This window comes from Bacillus sp. BD48, assembly GCF_046566805.1.
Taxonomy (GTDB): domain Bacteria; phylum Bacillota; class Bacilli; order Bacillales; family Bacillaceae; genus Bacillus; species Bacillus safensis.
In genome coordinates, this window is the sequence record NZ_JANGFM010000004.1 from 1 (window position 1) to 16,559 (window position 16,559).

13 protein-coding genes, 7 tRNA genes and 1 rRNA gene are annotated in these 16,559 nt (G+C 43.4%); 15 read left to right on the forward strand and 6 right to left on the reverse strand.

Features of this window, described 5'->3' with window-relative positions:
• The first annotated feature begins 139 nt into the window (after positions 1–139).
• The 4 genes from rrf (at position 140) to ACLGGR_RS12510 (ending at position 1,732) form a co-directional block, all read left to right on the forward strand.
• Positions 140–255: ribosomal RNA gene (gene rrf, locus ACLGGR_RS12495) — 5S ribosomal RNA — on the forward strand.
• 42 nt (positions 256–297) lie between these two features.
• Positions 298–372: transfer RNA gene (locus tag ACLGGR_RS12500), tRNA-Asn, on the forward strand.
• A gap of 1 nt (position 373) precedes the next feature.
• A tRNA-Thr gene (locus ACLGGR_RS12505) sits at positions 374–446 on the forward strand.
• Between the two features lie 320 nt (positions 447–766).
• A complete protein-coding gene (locus ACLGGR_RS12510; protein ID WP_410973170.1) occupies positions 767–1,732 on the forward strand; it encodes a bile acid:sodium symporter family protein in 966 nt (321 codons plus the stop codon).
• A 43-nt stretch (positions 1,733–1,775) separates the two neighbouring features.
• On the opposite strand, the gene ACLGGR_RS12515 is transcribed toward ACLGGR_RS12510, so the two are convergent.
• From ACLGGR_RS12515 to murQ, 6 genes are read right to left on the reverse strand one after another with little or no spacing between them, the layout of a single operon-like run.
• Positions 1,776–2,984 carry an exo-beta-N-acetylmuramidase NamZ family protein gene (locus tag ACLGGR_RS12515; protein WP_410973322.1) on the reverse strand — a complete coding sequence of 403 codons (1,209 nt, stop codon included), beginning with the start codon at positions 2,982–2,984 and terminating at the stop codon, positions 1,776–1,778.
• Positions 2,985–3,034: 50 nt separating this feature from the next.
• Positions 3,035–4,954: a glycoside hydrolase family 3 protein gene (locus ACLGGR_RS12520; protein WP_410973171.1), complete on the reverse strand. Its 1,920-nt coding sequence runs from the start codon at positions 4,952–4,954 to the stop codon at positions 3,035–3,037.
• Between the two features lie 13 nt (positions 4,955–4,967).
• Entirely contained in the window at positions 4,968–6,323 is a 1,356-nt protein-coding gene (pbp4b, locus tag ACLGGR_RS12525; RefSeq protein WP_410973172.1) for a penicillin binding protein PBP4B, read from the reverse strand.
• A 13-nt stretch (positions 6,324–6,336) separates the two neighbouring features.
• Positions 6,337–7,716 carry a PTS transporter subunit EIIC gene (locus ACLGGR_RS12530; RefSeq protein ID WP_252057164.1) on the reverse strand — a complete coding sequence of 460 codons (1,380 nt, stop codon included), beginning with the start codon at positions 7,714–7,716 and terminating at the stop codon, positions 6,337–6,339.
• Complete coding sequence (locus ACLGGR_RS12535) at positions 7,713–8,582, reverse strand: MurR/RpiR family transcriptional regulator (protein ID WP_251216741.1); 870 nt, start codon at positions 8,580–8,582, stop codon at positions 7,713–7,715. The genes ACLGGR_RS12530 and ACLGGR_RS12535 overlap by 4 nt, the downstream gene beginning before the upstream one ends.
• Before the next feature lie 14 nt (positions 8,583–8,596).
• The gene (murQ, locus tag ACLGGR_RS12540; protein ID WP_251216742.1) at positions 8,597–9,508 is read right to left on the reverse strand and encodes an N-acetylmuramic acid 6-phosphate etherase; all 912 of its coding nucleotides are present in this window, start codon (positions 9,506–9,508) and stop codon (positions 8,597–8,599) included.
• A 220-nt stretch (positions 9,509–9,728) separates the two neighbouring features.
• On the opposite strand from murQ, the gene ACLGGR_RS12545 reads away from it, so the two are divergent.
• The 11 genes from ACLGGR_RS12545 to glmM all read left to right on the forward strand — a co-directional run bounded on the left by ACLGGR_RS12545 (position 9,729) and on the right by glmM (position 16,398).
• Positions 9,729–9,803, forward strand: a tRNA-Glu gene (locus tag ACLGGR_RS12545).
• A gap of 6 nt (positions 9,804–9,809) precedes the next feature.
• Positions 9,810–9,885: transfer RNA gene (locus ACLGGR_RS12550), tRNA-Val, on the forward strand.
• Between the two features lie 3 nt (positions 9,886–9,888).
• Positions 9,889–9,961 (forward strand) — tRNA-Thr (locus tag ACLGGR_RS12555).
• Positions 9,962–9,989: 28 nt separating this feature from the next.
• Positions 9,990–10,074, forward strand: a tRNA-Tyr gene (locus ACLGGR_RS12560).
• Positions 10,075–10,078: 4 nt separating this feature from the next.
• Positions 10,079–10,150, forward strand: a tRNA-Gln gene (locus ACLGGR_RS12565).
• Positions 10,151–10,286: 136 nt separating this feature from the next.
• Positions 10,287–11,198 carry an arginase gene (gene rocF, locus ACLGGR_RS12570; RefSeq protein WP_323650193.1) on the forward strand — a complete coding sequence of 304 codons (912 nt, stop codon included), beginning with the start codon at positions 10,287–10,289 and terminating at the stop codon, positions 11,196–11,198.
• Between the two features lie 183 nt (positions 11,199–11,381).
• Positions 11,382–11,945, forward strand: coding sequence for an RNA polymerase sigma factor SigW (gene sigW / locus ACLGGR_RS12575; protein ID WP_024424449.1), 564 nt, complete (start codon positions 11,382–11,384; stop codon positions 11,943–11,945).
• A 14-nt stretch (positions 11,946–11,959) separates the two neighbouring features.
• Complete coding sequence (rsiW, locus tag ACLGGR_RS12580; RefSeq protein ID WP_251216744.1) at positions 11,960–12,586, forward strand: anti-sigma-W factor RsiW; 627 nt, start codon at positions 11,960–11,962, stop codon at positions 12,584–12,586.
• Positions 12,587–12,802: 216 nt separating this feature from the next.
• Entirely contained in the window at positions 12,803–13,624 is an 822-nt protein-coding gene (cdaA, locus tag ACLGGR_RS12585) for a diadenylate cyclase CdaA (protein WP_008344027.1), read from the forward strand.
• Complete coding sequence (locus tag ACLGGR_RS12590) at positions 13,617–15,026, forward strand: CdaR family protein (protein WP_410973173.1); 1,410 nt, start codon at positions 13,617–13,619, stop codon at positions 15,024–15,026. Before cdaA ends, ACLGGR_RS12590 begins: the two co-directional genes overlap by 8 nt.
• Before the next feature lie 25 nt (positions 15,027–15,051).
• Positions 15,052–16,398, forward strand: a complete 1,347-nt coding sequence (glmM, locus tag ACLGGR_RS12595) for a phosphoglucosamine mutase (protein ID WP_034284242.1) — start codon at positions 15,052–15,054, stop codon at positions 16,396–16,398.
• The last annotated feature ends 161 nt before the right edge of the window (positions 16,399–16,559 follow it).

Consider the following 16,559-nt stretch of genomic DNA (forward strand, 5'->3'; position numbering starts at 1 on the left):
ATCAGGTTGATAGGTCTGAGGTGGAAGCGTGGTGACACGTGGAGCTGACAGATACTAATAGATCGAGGACTTAACCTATATTCTAATGTGAAGTTTGAACATTGTTATCTAGTTTTGAGAGAACATTCTCTCCATCAGGTTTGGTGGCGATAGCGAAGAGGTCACACCCGTTCCCATACCGAACACGGAAGTTAAGCTCTTCAGCGCCGATGGTAGTTGGGGGTTTCCCCCTGTGAGAGTAGGACGCCGCCAAGCTTTTTGTTTATATCCTTCCAATGGAAGAAGTTACTTTATCATTCCGCAGTAGCTCAGTGGTAGAGCTATCGGCTGTTAACCGATCGGTCGTAGGTTCGAGTCCTACCTGCGGAGCCATGCTTCCATAGCTCAGTAGGTAGAGCACTTCCATGGTAAGGAAGAGGTCAGCGGTTCGAGCCCGCTTGGAAGCTTTCCTCTATATGTTGATATGACAAGGTTTCTCGATGATGAGAAGGCTTTTTTTTATGCCCTTTTTTATTGATTGCAGGTGTATTAAGGATCTTCAATCTGTTGTAATTGATTTGTCTGAAGCGCGTATGTATATGGGATGAATCAGCCGTGGCAGTGATAGAACGTAAGAAAAGTATCAGGCGTTTGGTGTTTAAGGTGGACGTAGTTGGAATGGATACTTCAAATCAATAGCTTGAGAAACAGGTGAATGGTTCTTAAAAAGGTCATTCTGTCTGTTACAATAGAAAAGATAAGAGAGTGAAGGATGGAGGTGGCCGGCATGCTTGTGCGTTTGAATCAAGTGCTCGGCCGGATGATGCCGCTCATTACGCCTTTTAGTGTGCTACTCGGTGTTTTATTGGCGGCCTATTTAAAGGATTTTACGTTTTTGGTGCCATGGGTATTTGCTGTGATGACCTTTGCAGGGAGTTTGTCTTCAACTTTTTCGGCGTTAAAGCATACGGTGATGCACCCATTGCCTTTGATTTTATCGTTTATGATTTTGCACGTGCTGATGCCTCTTTATGCTTGGTCAGCGGGACATCTCATATTTGCGGGTGATGCTATGACGATCACCGGTTTGACACTTGCAATGGTGATTCCCACAGGAGTCTCTAGTTTAATATGGGCGGCAATGTACAAAGGGAATGTTGGATTAACGTTATCCATTATTTTAATTGATACATTGCTTTCGCCATTGATAGTGCCAGCCAGTTTGTCACTTTTGGCCGGTACACAGGTTCACATGGACATGGTCGCGATCATGAAAGGGCTGTTTGGAATGGTGGTGCTTCCATCTATTTTAGGGATGCTCGTTCGTCAATATGCAAAGCCTACTGTGACAAAAATGATTAGTCAGACACTGTCACCTTTTTCAAAAATAGGCTTGTTTGTAGTAGTTTCGATTAACAGTTCTGTTGTCGCGCCATACTTGCGTGAGCTGGATGCCGCATTTTTTAGCAAGGCAGCGACTGTGTTTCTCATTGCGATGAGTGGATATGCGTTTGCATGGTTGATTGGGAAGGCGATGAAATGTACTCAAGGAGAGATTGTTGCCATCGTGTATACGGGCGGAATGAGAAACATTAGTGCGGGGGCTGTGCTTGCCATTAGCTTTTTCCCGCCTGCTGTCGCTGTTCCAGTGGTGATTGGCATGCTGTTTCAGCAAGTGCTTGCTGCCTTATTTGGCTTCTTACTCAATCGTTTTGAGCTGAAAGCATCTGCCGTGACCAAATCTTTCTCATGAAAAAAACCTCCATCCTTTGATAGATGGAGGTTTTTTCTGTGATTTAATAGATGAGGTATTTTTTCCGTTTCTTTTCGAATGTTTTGAGGTCGTGATGATAGCGCTTCATGATGTGTTTGACGGAAGTTCCTTTATTGATTTCTTCTTTTATCCAGCCATTCCCGATTAGTTTGTCAAAGCTGCCTGTTTGAAGGAACTGAAAGTCATTAGGATATAGATCATGTATTGCTTTGATGATGGATAACCCTGTTTTCACCGCTTCGAAGGATGAACGGTCGGTGACGTATAATTGCACACCGTGAGATAGTGTACCGGCATGTTTAGAAAATGTGGGGGTGAATGACACAGGTCTAAATTGAACGCCTTTTAGTTTTAGCTGATTTAAATGATCTGCCAGCTCGCTGCTATTGATATATGGTGCACCAATGAGCTCGAATGGTTTTGTCGTTCCTCTGCCTTCAGAGACATTTGTGCCTTCAATTAATCCTGTGGCAGGATATACAAAGGTACTATCTACTGTTGGCATGTTAGGGGAAGGAAGGACGAACGGCAGCTTCGTGTCATCGAATGTCATGGACCGCTTCCAATTTTTCATTTTGACGACTGTTACATCAGCATTGATATGAAACTCTTTGTTAAACAGGTTTGCAAGCTCACCAGTAGTCATTCCATGTCTTAATGGGATTGGATAGAGCCCTACAAATGAGGCGTGTTCAGGCTCTAATACAGGTCCTTCAACTTTTAGTCCGCCAATGGGATTTGGGCGGTCTAGGACAACAAATGGAATGTTGTTTTCCTTAGCGGCTTCCATCGCATAGGCCATCGTGTAAATATAGGTGTAATAACGAGCACCAACGTCTTGAATATCAAACAGCAGGACATCTACATTTTTCAGCATTTCAGGAGTTGGTTTTCTTGTTTTTCCATAAAGAGAGTAAACAGGAAGACCTGTTTTTTCATCGGTATAGGATTCGACGCCTTCTCCTGCTTGTGCATCGCCGCGCACGCCATGTTCAGGTCCATATAAAGCAGTGAGCTTGATATTTGGATGTTCAAATAGGAGATCGACACTGCTTTTCATATTTGCATCGATGCCAGTTGGGTTTGTAATGAGACCAATTCTTTTCCCTTTTAGCCATGAAAGATTACTTGAGAGTAGTGTTTCAATCCCTGTTTTGACTGCTGCTTTTTTTCCTTTTGTGTCTGTTCGTTCTTGATCTGCGGGAGAGGCGGCGGTCAATGTGCTAATCATGAGAATGCTTGCGAGTATGAAGCTTGCTGTTTTTTTCAAGAGAATCCCTCCTATTTGATCTGTTTCCCTTTCAAGTTGAGTCCATAGCCGAATGGGTAAAGGGTTTGATTTGGATGAGTGACAGATGGGATATCAACTGGCAGTTTCCCTTTAGGTGATGCAGCTCCAAATATCACTTCTAGTCCAGCAGGAATATTTGGCTGATTAAATTGTCCGTTTGAGTAGCCTTTAAAACCGTACACAGCTAGTAAGGCATCAGCTTCTTCAAAATTTGCCGCATCATAAGGGTTTCTAAGACTCATGATAACCATTTTTTTGTTTTGTGCTGCTGCTTCTTTCATGACAGCACGAGGGAAGGCGGTTGCCCATTTTTTCGGGTCCTGGACATTGTCATCAATTACGCCATCATTCACAGCTGGGTCATTTTGAACAACGTAAGAGCCAGTGATGACATAGTCAGCTTCTTGAATCAGTTTGGCAGATTCTTTGGTGAACGTTTTATCCGCAAAAGCATATGACTGGATGCGTACAGGCTTGATCTTTTTTTGTTTCATGAGAGATTCGACTGTGACAGACATCGCTTTTGTCTGATCTTCGTAAGGTGCCATGACCACGATTTTGTCATTCTTTTTAGGCTTGAAAGGTAAGGTTTTTTTGTTGTTTTTAAGCAGAGTGATCCCTTCACGTGCCATTTTTTGTTCTGCTTTAAGGTGCGACTTTTTCCCAACGACTTGAGTGGCTTTTTTGATTTTTTTCTCAAGACTGATTGGTTGTTTGGAGGAAATAATGCCACGTTTGAGTTTTAATTGAAGAATTTTTTCGACAGATTCGTTGATCTGCGACATCGGAATCTCTTTCTTTAAAATCGCTTGTTTGACAGCATTGAATACATTCTCTAGGTTTTTCTCTGTTTTTAATGAGGTGACTGGTGCTGGCATGAGAGCGATGTCGACACCTGCCTTAATGGCCATCACAACGGCTTCTTCCTGTCCGAAATTATCTGCAATCGCTTTCATATTTAGAGCGTCTGTCACAACAACACCTTGAAAGCCCATTTCTTCTTTTAATAAGTGTGTGATGACTTTTTTTGATAAGGTTGCTGGAACCATAATGTCCTCGCCATCTTTTTTACTTTGATACGTTGTGTCATCAATGGCAGGAAATTGAACATGAGCGGTCATGACCATATCCGCACCAGCGTTGATCGCTTGTTGAAATGGATACAGCTCAACCTTTTTTAACCGATCTAGGTCATGTTCTACGAGCGGCAAGCCGTAGTGACTATCGACGGCTGTATCACCATGTCCCGGGAAATGTTTTAGTGTGGAAATGGTCTTTTCCTTTTGAAGTCCTTTCATGGTTTGAAGACCAAGCCTAGTGACAAGAGTTGGATCAGAGCTAAAGGAACGGACACCAATGACGGGGTTGTTTGGGTTATTATTCACATCAAGCACAGGAGAGAAGTTTGTATTGATGCCTAAGGCGTTTAATTCTTTTCCGATGATTTTTCCTGTATCATATGCATTTTTTTTGCTTCTAGAGGCACCAATCGACATATTTCCTGGGAAATGTGTTCCCTTTTGTAACCTTGTGACGATTCCGCCTTCTTGATCAATGGAAATAAGTAAAGGAATGTTTGATGATGCTTTTTGAAATTCATGGGTGAGTTTCACGGTTTGCTTTGTATCAACGACATTCTCAGCAAATAAGATGACACCGCCTAGATGATATTTTTCTACAAGATGAGATACTTCGTTATTCATCTTTGTGAAGCCTGTAGGTGCGGATTCATCTTTTGTTTGCCAATTGCGAAAGTCCGGCATGAGCATTTGACCTATCTTTTCATCCAGGGACATATCCTGAACCATTTGTTTGGCGGTTGGCAGAGAGGCAGAGCTAACCTTTTCCGTTGGAATGGAAGAGGTTAGCAGGGCCAAAATCAGTGCAGCGGGGAAGAGAGCTTTCAACATCGAATTCCTCCTTTTACTGAAAAGATTCGTAGATTGCGGTCATGATGCTTCCATAAGTACCAGTTGGGAACAGGTCACCTTCAAATTGATTAGGATTTGTTTCTGGTGAAACAACGGGTGAATGTTTCTTATTTGTCAGCAAGACGACACCTAAATTGTGTTTAGGATCAATCAACGTCATCGTGCCGGTCCAGCCAGTATGCCCATAGGCTTCGTTACTTGCATATTTTCCAAACATCCATTCCATGTCAGTATGACCGTTTTTTCGCCAGCCTAGCCCGTAAGTTGGGTTCGTATCAGAGGAGGCTGTAAAGAGATCGATAGAAGCCTGATCAAAGATGGTTGTTTTTCCGTAGCCTCCTTTGTTAAGCATCAGCTGTAGCAGCACGGCCATATCTGAGGTGTTCGAGAAAAGTCCAGCGTGGCCGGAGATACCTGCCATTGAGTAATATGCTTTCTCGTCGTGTACTTCACCTAGCAGGGTGTAACGTCGGATGTTTTCAAAATCGATGACACCGTCTCGTGAATTGCCTAAACGTTCAGTTGCTGCAAAATGCTTCGGCTTGAACCCTTTTTGCAGCGGATTGAACATTGTATGTTTGAGGCCTAGCGGCCGATAAATTGTTGACTCGACATATTGATCAAGAGGCATGCCTGTTTTCTTCTCGATGATCATGCCTAGCAGCATGTAATCAATGTCACTATAAATGTGCTGGGTACCTGGCTTGTATTGCAGCGGTACCTTTGGCAGCCATTTCATCGTTGTTTTTCTGTCTTGAGAATAAAAAGAGCCAGCTGATTCTTTGCTATAAAACAAAACACTGGAAGGGAGACCGGCAGAATGGGTGAGAAGATCCTTTACCCGAAGTTGGTCTTTACCGGTTACCTTTGCATCAGGTTCATCCTGAAAATCTGGAAGGATGGTCTGTATTTTTTCGTTGACATCAAGTTTTTTCTCGTAGACAAGCTTTTGCAGGGCATAGTTGGTCGCATACATTTTTGTGTTGGATGCCAAATCGAATAGTGTATCTTTTTTCATTTTTTTATACGATTTGAGTTCTGTTGTGCCATCATATTTTTGCCGATAGCCATAGGCTTTTTGATGGACGATCTTTCCGTCCTTGATAATGATGAGTGCGGCTCCTGGAAATCCTGCTTTGATGTCATTTTGAATCATTTGATCAACCTTCCTCAGCTGCCTGGAAGAAAAACCTACTTGTTCCGGTCGTTTTGCTTTTTTTAAGACGGGATATTCTTCAGGTGCTGTTTTAGACAAAGACGATACAGGATGGGAGCTAGTTGCAAATGTTTGTACTGGTAACCCAAGGAGCATGAACAGACATGTGATCAAAAGAAAACATTTCTTCAAGGTCTAGACCTCCTTATTGATTGTGATCCTCGAATTCAACAGCCATATCATCATGAAATCCAAATAAGTATGTGAAGAAAAATCCAGCAACATATGCGATAAATAGTCCAATTAAGTAAAGAAGCATTTGATGTGTGTGAACAATAAAGGTTAATGGAAGACCGGATACCCCGATGGCTTTCGTCGCGATTTGGAAGTAGGCTTGAAATGCGCCGCCGATTCCTGCACCAAGACAAGCGGTGAGAAATGGCCGTCCCAGCGGGAGTGTGACACCGAAAATGAGTGGTTCACCAATGCCCAGCATCCCTGAAGGAAGTCCACCAGCAATGGCTCTTTTGAGCTTTTTCTTTTTTGTTTTCATATAAATGGCGAATGCAGCGCCGACCTGTCCTGCACCGCCCATAGCAAGAATTGGCAGAAGCGGGTCATCTCCAATTGAATTGATGAGTTCCATATGAATCGGTGTCAGCCCTTGGTGAAGTCCTGTTACAACAAGTGGGAGGAAGGTCGCACCAAGAACAAACCCTGCGAAGATACCGCCCATATTTAATAGGTAAGTCAGTCCTGAGGTGATGGCATCAGATATAAATCCGCCGACTGGCATGAAGACAACGTACGTGAAAATGCCTGTAATGAGTAGTGTGATGGTTGGTGTGACGATGATATCAAGTGATTGCGGGACGAAGCGTCTAATTCGGGTTTCCACAAGTGCCATAAAGATGGCGGCTAGAAGAACACCGATGAGTCCGCCTCTGCCTGGTAGAATATTTGTGCCAAATAACATAATGTCTGCGGAGGCTGGGTTAATAATGAGGATACCAGCTAAGGCGCCTAACGCAGGAGAGCCTCCAAATTCCTTTGCGGCATTTGTTCCGACTAATATACCGAGATAAGCGAACAGGCCAGATCCTATAACCGTTAAAATAATCGCGGCTTGAGATTTTTCGTCAAGCCAGCCTGCTTGCACGATTGCTTTTGTAATCCCGGTAATCAGACCTGAGGCAACTAGTGCCGGAATGATTGGAATGAAAATGCTGGCAATCCGCCGTAAGAACAGCTTGAACGGTGTGCGGTTCTTTTGTGAAATGGCTTGCTTGTTTTTTTGTGCTTCGTTGTTTAAATCATAAGAGCCAGAGGCATTTAGCAGCTGTTCAAATGCACTTGATACTTGGTTGACAACACCAGTGCCTAAAATGATTTGAAGCGTTTCTGCTTCGACGACGCCAATGACGCCATCGAGTTCTTTGATTGCTGTGATGTGAACTTTTTCATTGTCCATCGGTGTAATTCGGAGCCTTGTCATACAATGTGTATGGGAAGAGATATTTTCAGAACCACCACAGAGTGAAAGAATGTCTTTCGCCAACTGCTGATATTTCTTTTGATGACTCATGTTGAATCCCCCTTTGGTTTTCGTTTCATGGAGCGGATGGCATGTCTTGTCTTGTCAATATATTGCGCTGTCTCTTCATATTGACGGGAAGCTAAACTGAGAAACAAGACATCAATTAAGTAGAGCTGTGCCATTCTAGAGGAAGTGGCAGCACTGCGAAAAGGTGCTTCATTGGAACCAGACGTCGATAGGTGAACATCACATAAAGCAGAAACGCTTGTATGACCTGGATGTGTTAAAGCAATGGTTTTCACTTGATTATCTTTTGCGAGCTGAAGAGCTTGAATGATGTCTAACGTTTCTCCTGAAAAGGATATACCAAACACAATGTCATTCTCTCCCGCATTTGCGATGACTGTGGATGCGATGTGCATGTCAGTGAAAGCTGTCGCTGCATAGTTAATTCTGAGAAATTTCTGCTGGGCATCAGCTGCGACGATGCCAGATGCACCAACACCGATAAAATGAATTTGATTTGCATTCAGTAGTAATTGAACAGCCTTTTCTAAAGCATCTGCATTTAAAATAGAAGCGGTGTCCTTAATCGATTGAATCGAGTTTCCTGCCGTTTTTTGAATAATGGATTGAAGCGGTTCATCCTGTTCGATATCTCTGTAGCCTTGTTTATCGTCATGCATCAAGTCTCCAGCGATCCGCATTTTTAAATCGTGATAGCCATCCAGCCCGAGAGATTTACAAAGGCGGATGACTGCAGAGCTGCTTGCGCCAGCTGCCTGACTAATTTCGTGTACTGTGCTTTTAATGACTTTGTCAGGATGGGCAAGGATATAGTCTGCAATAATTTTTTCAGATTGGGGAAGCTTTGATTTGATTGTGTGTAGTAGGGTAAGTCCACCTGCTGACATGAGCTCTGCCTCCTTTAGGATTGATAACGTGAGATCGCTTTGTCGATATGGCCATTCGTTTTGTTGAGTAAATCTTTGGCTGTTTTCTTGTCTGTGTTTGTTTGGAGCATGACGATGGCGGTTTTGACTTCTAAGTCTGCTGCTTCGAGAGTCTTCACGGCTTGTTCGTAGGAAGCGTTTGTCACATGTTGAATGATGGTGATGGCGCGTTCTTTTAATTTATGATTGCTGACTTTTACATCAACCATCAGGTTTTCATATACTTTGCCTTGTCTGATCATGACTGAGGTGGAAAGCATATTTAAAATCATTTTATGAGCGGATGCCGCTTTCATTCTTGTTGACCCAGTGATGGCTTCTGGTCCCACAATGACCTCAATGGCGCAATCTGCCAGTTCGCTAATTTCTGCTTGTTCATTGCAGCTGAGGGCTACTGTTTTTGCTCCAATTGACTTTGCGTAGTTTAAAGCGCCGATGATATAAGGTGTTCTGCCGCTTGCGGCAATACCGACGACTGTATCTTTTGATGTCAGGTGAATGTGTACTAAATCCTGTTTGCCGGCTTCTTCACTGTCCTCCACATCTTCGGCAGCTTGAGAAAAAGCAGAGTCTCCGCCTGCCATAATACCTACAATCACATCAGGTGAGACGCTATAGGTTGGGGGACATTCGACAGCATCCATTACGCCAATTCTGCCGCTTGTTCCGGCGCCTAAATAAACGAGTCTTCCTCCATTTGAGATGGATTCATAGGCAAAGTCACTAGCTGTTTTGACATGTGGAAGTACAAGGTTGACTGCTTGAGCGACCTTCATATCTTCTTCATTGATCATCTGGAGCATTTCCAGTGGGTCTGCTTGTGAAATTCCCATTGTGTTGGGGTTTCTTGATTCTGTTGTCAAAGAACGCAGTTGAGATGGCTGCATGTGACATACCTCCTTATTTCTTCATTTTCAGTATATTGAGTATGATATGAAATTTCAATATTATATTTGAATATTGAAATTATATTTCAGTCGAAATGTTGAACGAATAGGTGATAAATAGTTAGAAAATAAAAAAAATAAAAATCCCCTTTACAAAAGGGGGACAACCTGTATATAATAACTTTTGTCAGCTTCACGGAAACAACAAACTTGACAAACTGGCCCGTTGGTCAAGCGGTTAAGACACCGCCCTTTCACGGCGGTAACACGGGTTCGAATCCCGTACGGGTCACCATAATGTGGAGGATTAGCTCAGCTGGGAGAGCATCTGCCTTACAAGCAGAGGGTCGGCGGTTCGAGCCCGTCATCCTCCACCATATGCCGGTGTAGCTCAACTGGTAGAGCAACTGACTTGTAATCAGTAGGTTGGGGGTTCAAGTCCTCTTGCCGGCACTGTTTTTTCTTTATCAATTCCATATGTGGAGGGGTAGCGAAGTGGCTAAACGCGGCGGACTGTAAATCCGCTCCCTCCGGGTTCGGCGGTTCGAATCCGCCCCCCTCCACCATTTTTGGGCTATAGCCAAGCGGTAAGGCAACGGACTTTGACTCCGTCATGCGTTGGTTCGAATCCAGCTAGCCCAGTTAAGACACCTTTTTCAAAAAGGTGTCTTTTTTTATGTTGGCAGAGTGAATGTATAACTATTCAAAATGTTGTTGAGTTGAGTCAGAAGGCATCAAGAAAGTAAAATATAAGCATGAACGGAAAGGGGATGTACATATGGGAGAGGAAAAGAAGGTCACGATTGTCGGAGTTCCAATGGACTTGGGGCAAACGAGAAGGGGCGTCGATATGGGGCCGAGTGCGATTCGTTGTGCAGGCGTAAAAGAAAAATTGGAAACGCTCTCATTTGATGTAGAGGATCTCGGTGATATTCTAGTTGAACAAAGAGATGATGAGAAAGGTTTATATACAAGTGAAAAGCTAAAAAATTTGACGGAGAATGCTGGTGCGAATGAGCTGCTTGCTGAAAAGGTTGATAGTATTGTGCAGTCAGGTTCGTTTCCACTTATTTTAGGCGGTGATCACAGCATTGCGATTGGCACTCTTGCTGGGGTATCCAAGCATTATGAAAACTTAGGTGTCATTTGGTATGATGCACACGGGGATTTGAATACGGAGGAAACGTCTCCTTCTGGGAATATTCACGGCATGCCGCTTGCTGTCAGTCTCGGTCTTGGGCATGCTGATTTAACGAACATTGGCGGTTATTCTCCTAAATTGAAGCCTGAAAATGTCGTTTTAATTGGTGCTCGATCCTTAGATGAAGGAGAACGGGCATTGATTCGGGAAAAAGGTATTAAAGTGTATACGATGCATGAAATTGATCGTTTAGGGATGACAAGGGTGATGGAGGAAGCCATTGCCTATCTAAAGGAAAGAACAGATGGTGTCCATCTATCACTTGATTTAGACGGGCTAGACCCAGCGGAATGCCCTGGCGTAGGCACACCGGTTGCAGGTGGCATTAGTTACCGGGAGAGTCACCTCGCAATGGAGCTTTTAGAGGAGGCAGGTATTTTAACGTCTGCTGAATTTGTGGAAGTAAATCCGGTATTAGATGAGAAAAACAAAACAGCAGAAGCGGCTGTTGCGTTAATTGGATCGTTAATGGGTGAAAAGCTATTGTAGAGCGGGACTTGTTCCCGTTCTTTTTTGTTTTGGGAAAATTTAAGGATATGTTAAGGTTTTTACCGGTTGATAAGCGTAACACACTGTCAAAAATTTGTTACACTATTTTTTAGAGGAGAATGAAACCTTTTGGAAAGAGGTTCGTATACATAAAGACCGGTGAAGGCAGAGGTTGAATATACTATGGACACAATGATTAAAAAGAGAATTAAGCAAGTGAAAAAAGGCGACCAGAACGCATTTGCAGACATCGTAGACCTGTATAAAGACAAAATTTATCAGCTGTGCTACCGTATGCTTGGGAATGCACACGAAGCAGAGGATATTGCGCAGGAAGCGTTTATTCGTGCCTATGTGAATATCGAAAGCTTTGATGTGAATCGTAAGTTTTCCACGTGGCTGTACCGCATTGCAACCAACCTGACCATCGATCGTATTCGCAAAAAAAAGCCGGATTATTATTTAGATGCAGAGGTGGCAGGAACAGAAGGATTAAATATGTATTCTCAAATTGCTGCTGATGGCATTTTGCCAGAGGATGAGGTGGTGTCTCTTGAATTATCGAGTACCATTCAGCAAAAAATTCTAAGGTTACCCGACAAATATCGTTCGGTCATCGTATTAAAGTATATTGATGAACTCTCGTTAAAAGAAATTAGTGAGATTCTGAATATACCAGTTGGTACGGTGAAAACGAGAATACACAGGGGTAGAGAGGCTCTCCGGAAACAGTTGAGAGACCTTTGAGTGAGGTGATTTTGATGAGCTGTCAGGATAAAATCGTCCAGCTTATGCATCAGTATTTAGACGGGGACATTGAGCCCCAAGACGAAAAGGAATTAAAAAGCCATCTGCAATCGTGTGAGGAATGCCGTACTCATTTTCAACAAATTGAGAAATCCATCGCGCTAGTGCAGAGTACATCTCATATAGAAGCACCATCTGATTTCACTGCAAAGGTGATGGCAGGTCTTCCAAAGGAGAAGAAGCGTGTGTCGGTTCAAAGATGGATCAAAGCTCACCCGCTGATGGTAGCCGCTGCCCTCTTTCTCATTTTGATGGGAGGCAGTCTGTTTACAAGCTGGAATACCGATCATAATTTCAGTGTGTCAAAGCAGCCGAATCTCGTCGTTGAAAATGATACAGTGACCGTACCAAAAGGGGAAACCGTAAAAGGTGATATCACTGTCAAAAATGGCAAGCTGATTGTAGAAGGCAAGGTTGATGGAAATGTCACCGTCGTCAATGGGGAACAGCTGACTGCTTCTGCCGGACAAGTCACTGGTCAAATTAATGAAATTAATGAAGTGTTTGATTGGATCTGGTACAAAATGAAATCAACAGCACAAAGCGTGATGCGGGTCATTGGTCCAGAGGAACAAAAGTAACTCAAGCGGTTTAAGAGCAGTCTCTAAGGGGGCTGCTCTTTTTCTATACATTGGTGAGATTCAAGCATACTAGCAAGTCAGCCAGATATGGCAACTATTTTCCTTGCTGAAACAAAATGTGGTATAATAGCCACGCTATGTATTGATACATAGGCTCTTTTTTTATTAAAAAATGCATCAAACGAAGAATAACTGAAAATTCTGGAGGACGAGGAAATGGCTTTAGGGGATATTCCTTTTTTGCAGTACCTCGGTAATGCTGTTGATATTCTCGTTGTTTGGTATGTGATATATAAATTAATGATGGTCATCCGCGGAACAAAAGCGGTTCAGCTTTTAAAGGGAATTGTGGTCATTGTTCTCGTCAGGATGGGAAGTGCGTATCTCGGTCTTAACACACTTCAATGGCTGATGGATCAAGCGATTACGTGGGGATTCCTTGCGATCATTATTATTTTTCAGCCAGAGCTAAGGAGAGCGCTTGAGCAGCTTGGGCGCGGCCGTTTCTTCTCAAGAAGCGGGACACCTGTAGAGGAACAGCAGCAGAAAACGATCGAGGCAATTACAAAAGCAATTAACTATATGGCAAAACGGAGAATTGGCGCGCTGCTGACAATTGAGCGCGATACCGGAATGAATGATTACATAGAGACAGGAATTCCTTTGAATGCAAAGGTGAGTTCAGAGCTGCTCATTAATATTTTCATTCCGAATACACCGCTTCATGACGGTGCTGTCATTATGAAGCGGGATGAGATTGCAGCTGCAGCTTGTTATTTACCGCTGTCAGAAAGCCCTTTTATCTCTAAGGAGCTTGGGACGCGTCATAGGGCGGCAGTTGGGATAAGTGAAGTGACAGACAGCTTAACTGTCATCGTTTCTGAGGAAACTGGCGGCATTTCTGTCGCAAGAAATGGTGATCTCCACCGAGAATTGACAGAAGAAGCGCTTGAAGAAATGCTGATTGCTGAATTTAGTAAGAACAGCAAAGATGCTTCCTCGACCAAATGGTATTGGAGGGGCAAGAAAAATGGATAAGATTTTGAATAATCGCTGGGCCGTTAAGCTTCTTGCATTGGTCTTCGCTTTATTGCTGTATGGTGCAGTCAATTCAGCGCAAGCGCCCACGCCGAAAAAAATCGGTGAATCCTTTTTCCCAACATCGACGACAGATGAAGCAACTTTAACCGACATTCCTGTTAAAGCGTATTATGATGACGAGAAGTACGTCGTCACTGGTGTGCCGCAGACAGTCAATGTCACGATTAAAGGATCAACTAGTGCTGTGAAAACAGCAAGACAAACAAAGAATTTTGAAATTTACGCAGACATGCAGAACTTATCGACAGGTACACATAAAGTGGAGCTGAAGGCAAGAGATGTATCGAAGGGACTTACACTGTCGATTAATCCATCTGTGACGACTGTGACGATACAAGAAAAAACGACAGCTGAATTTCCTGTTGAAACTGAATTTTATAATCAAAATAAAATCAAAGACGGCTATTCACCTGAACAGCCTATTGTGAATCCGAAAAAGGTCTCGGTCACTGGATCAAAGGACGTCATCGACAAAATTTCTGTCATTAAAGCTTTTGTGAACTTAGAGGATGTCGATCAGCAAATTGAAAAAGAAGCAAAGCTCACTGTGTATGATAGCAGCGGGAATGAGCTGCCAGTCGAAGTGAGTCCGTCCGTGGTGGATATTACGGTTCCAATCTCAAGCCCGAGCAAAAAGGTTCCGTTTAAAATTGAGCGGACGGGCAGCTTGCCAGAAGGGATTAGCATCTCAAGCATTGAGACAAGCCCGAGTGAGGTCACAGTGTACGGCTCTCAAAAGGTGCTGGATGCACTTGATTTTATTGATGGTGTCAAGCTGGACCTAAGCAAGATCAAAGATGATACGGAGATAGATGCTGATATTCCCCTGCCAGATGGTGTGAAAAAGGTATCACCCGAAACCGTTAAGATCAAAGTGAAGGTTGCAACAGCTGAAGAAAAAAAGATCGATAATGTACCGATTTCTGTCGTGGGTTTGAGCAAGGATCTCACATCTGATTTTGTGAGCCCCTCTTCTGGACGACTCACGTTAACAGCAAAGGGATCAAAGAGTGCGGTTGATAAACTAAAGGCTTCAGATGTTGAAGCCTATATCAATGCAGGGGACTTGAACGAAGGAACCCATGAGGTCAAAGTTCAAGTGAATGGTCCTCAAAATGTGACATGGACATTATCAAGATCAAAGGTCAAAGTGAAACTCACTTCTACTGATACAGAGGATCAGCCGGCTTCTACGAATGATCAGAAGGATCAATCATCTGATGAAGATGATCAGGATGAGAAGAGTAAAGAAGAATCCACGCAAGATAAGGCAAAGAAAGAATCGAGTCAAAGACAGCGTGTCAAAGAAGATAAAAAAGAGGACGAAGCGTCCTCTTGAATGGTAAAAAAGGAGCGATTGAAACATGGGCAAGTACTTTGGAACTGATGGTGTAAGGGGTGTAGCGAATAGCGAATTAACGCCAGAGCTCGCATTTAAAGTTGGGAGATTTGGCGGCTATGTGCTCACGAAGGATAAAGAACGTCCAAAGGTACTCGTTGGACGAGACACACGTGTATCCGGTCATATGTTAGAAGGAGCGCTTGTTGCAGGCTTACTTTCAATTGGAGCTGAAGTGATGCGTCTAGGTGTGATCTCAACACCTGGTGTGTCTTATTTAACGAAGGCAATGGATGCAGAAGCGGGTGTCATGATTTCTGCTTCACACAATCCAGTTCAAGACAACGGCATTAAATTCTTCGGTGGTGACGGCTTTAAGCTGTCAGATGAACAGGAAAACGAAATTGAGCAGCTGATGGATCAGCCAGTCGATCAATTACCTCGCCCGGTTGGAGCAGATCTTGGTACGGTGAACGACTACTTTGAAGGCGGTCAGAAATACTTGCAATTCTTGAAGCAGACAGCGGACGAGGATTTCACAGGTATTCACGTGGCGCTTGACTGTGCACACGGTGCAACCTCTTCTCTAGCGACTCATTTATTTGCAGATTTAGATGCTGATGTGTCCACAATGGGAACATCACCAAACGGATTGAATATCAATGATGGTGTAGGCTCCACTCATCCAGAGGCACTTTCTGCTTTCGTGAAGGAGAAGGGTGCAGATATTGGTCTTGCGTTTGATGGTGATGGTGACCGTTTAATTGCAGTCGATGAAAAAGGTGATATCGTAGACGGCGATCAAATTATGTACATATGTGCACGTTATTTGAAGGATGAAGGCCGATTAAAGGATGACACCGTCGTGTCAACGGTCATGAGTAACCTTGGTTTCTATAAAGCGCTTGAGAAACAAGGCATTAAGAGCATTCAAACAGCTGTTGGTGACCGCTATGTGGTCGAAGCGATGAAAAAGGATGGCTATAATGTCGGCGGTGAGCAGTCAGGCCATTTGATTTTCCTTGATTACAATACGACAGGTGATGGCATGCTTTCTGCGATTATGCTTGTGAATACGCTCAAAGCGACAGGGAAAACATTATCAGAGCTTGCAGCGGAAATGGAAAAGTTCCCACAGCTTTTGGTGAATGTGAAAGTGTCTGATAAATATAAAGTAGAAGAAAATGAAAAAGTAAAAGCGGTGATCCAAGAGGTCGAAAAAGAGATGAATGGTGACGGCCGTATTCTTGTTCGTCCATCTGGAACAGAGCCGCTTGTACGTGTCATGGCAGAGGCGAAAACAAAAGAGCTGTGTAATGAATATGTGGCTCGAATTACAGCTGTTGTGAAAGAAGAAATGGGTATTGAGTAATAGATGAAAGCAAATCGCAAAACTGCGGTTTGCTTTTTTTTTCGAATAAACGACATAAATGGATGGATTTGTACGAATCTTATAAGCGAGGGCAATTTACCGCTGTCTTCATACATAGGAGAGCACATCAAAGGTAGAACGAGACAAGCCTCATCGCATAT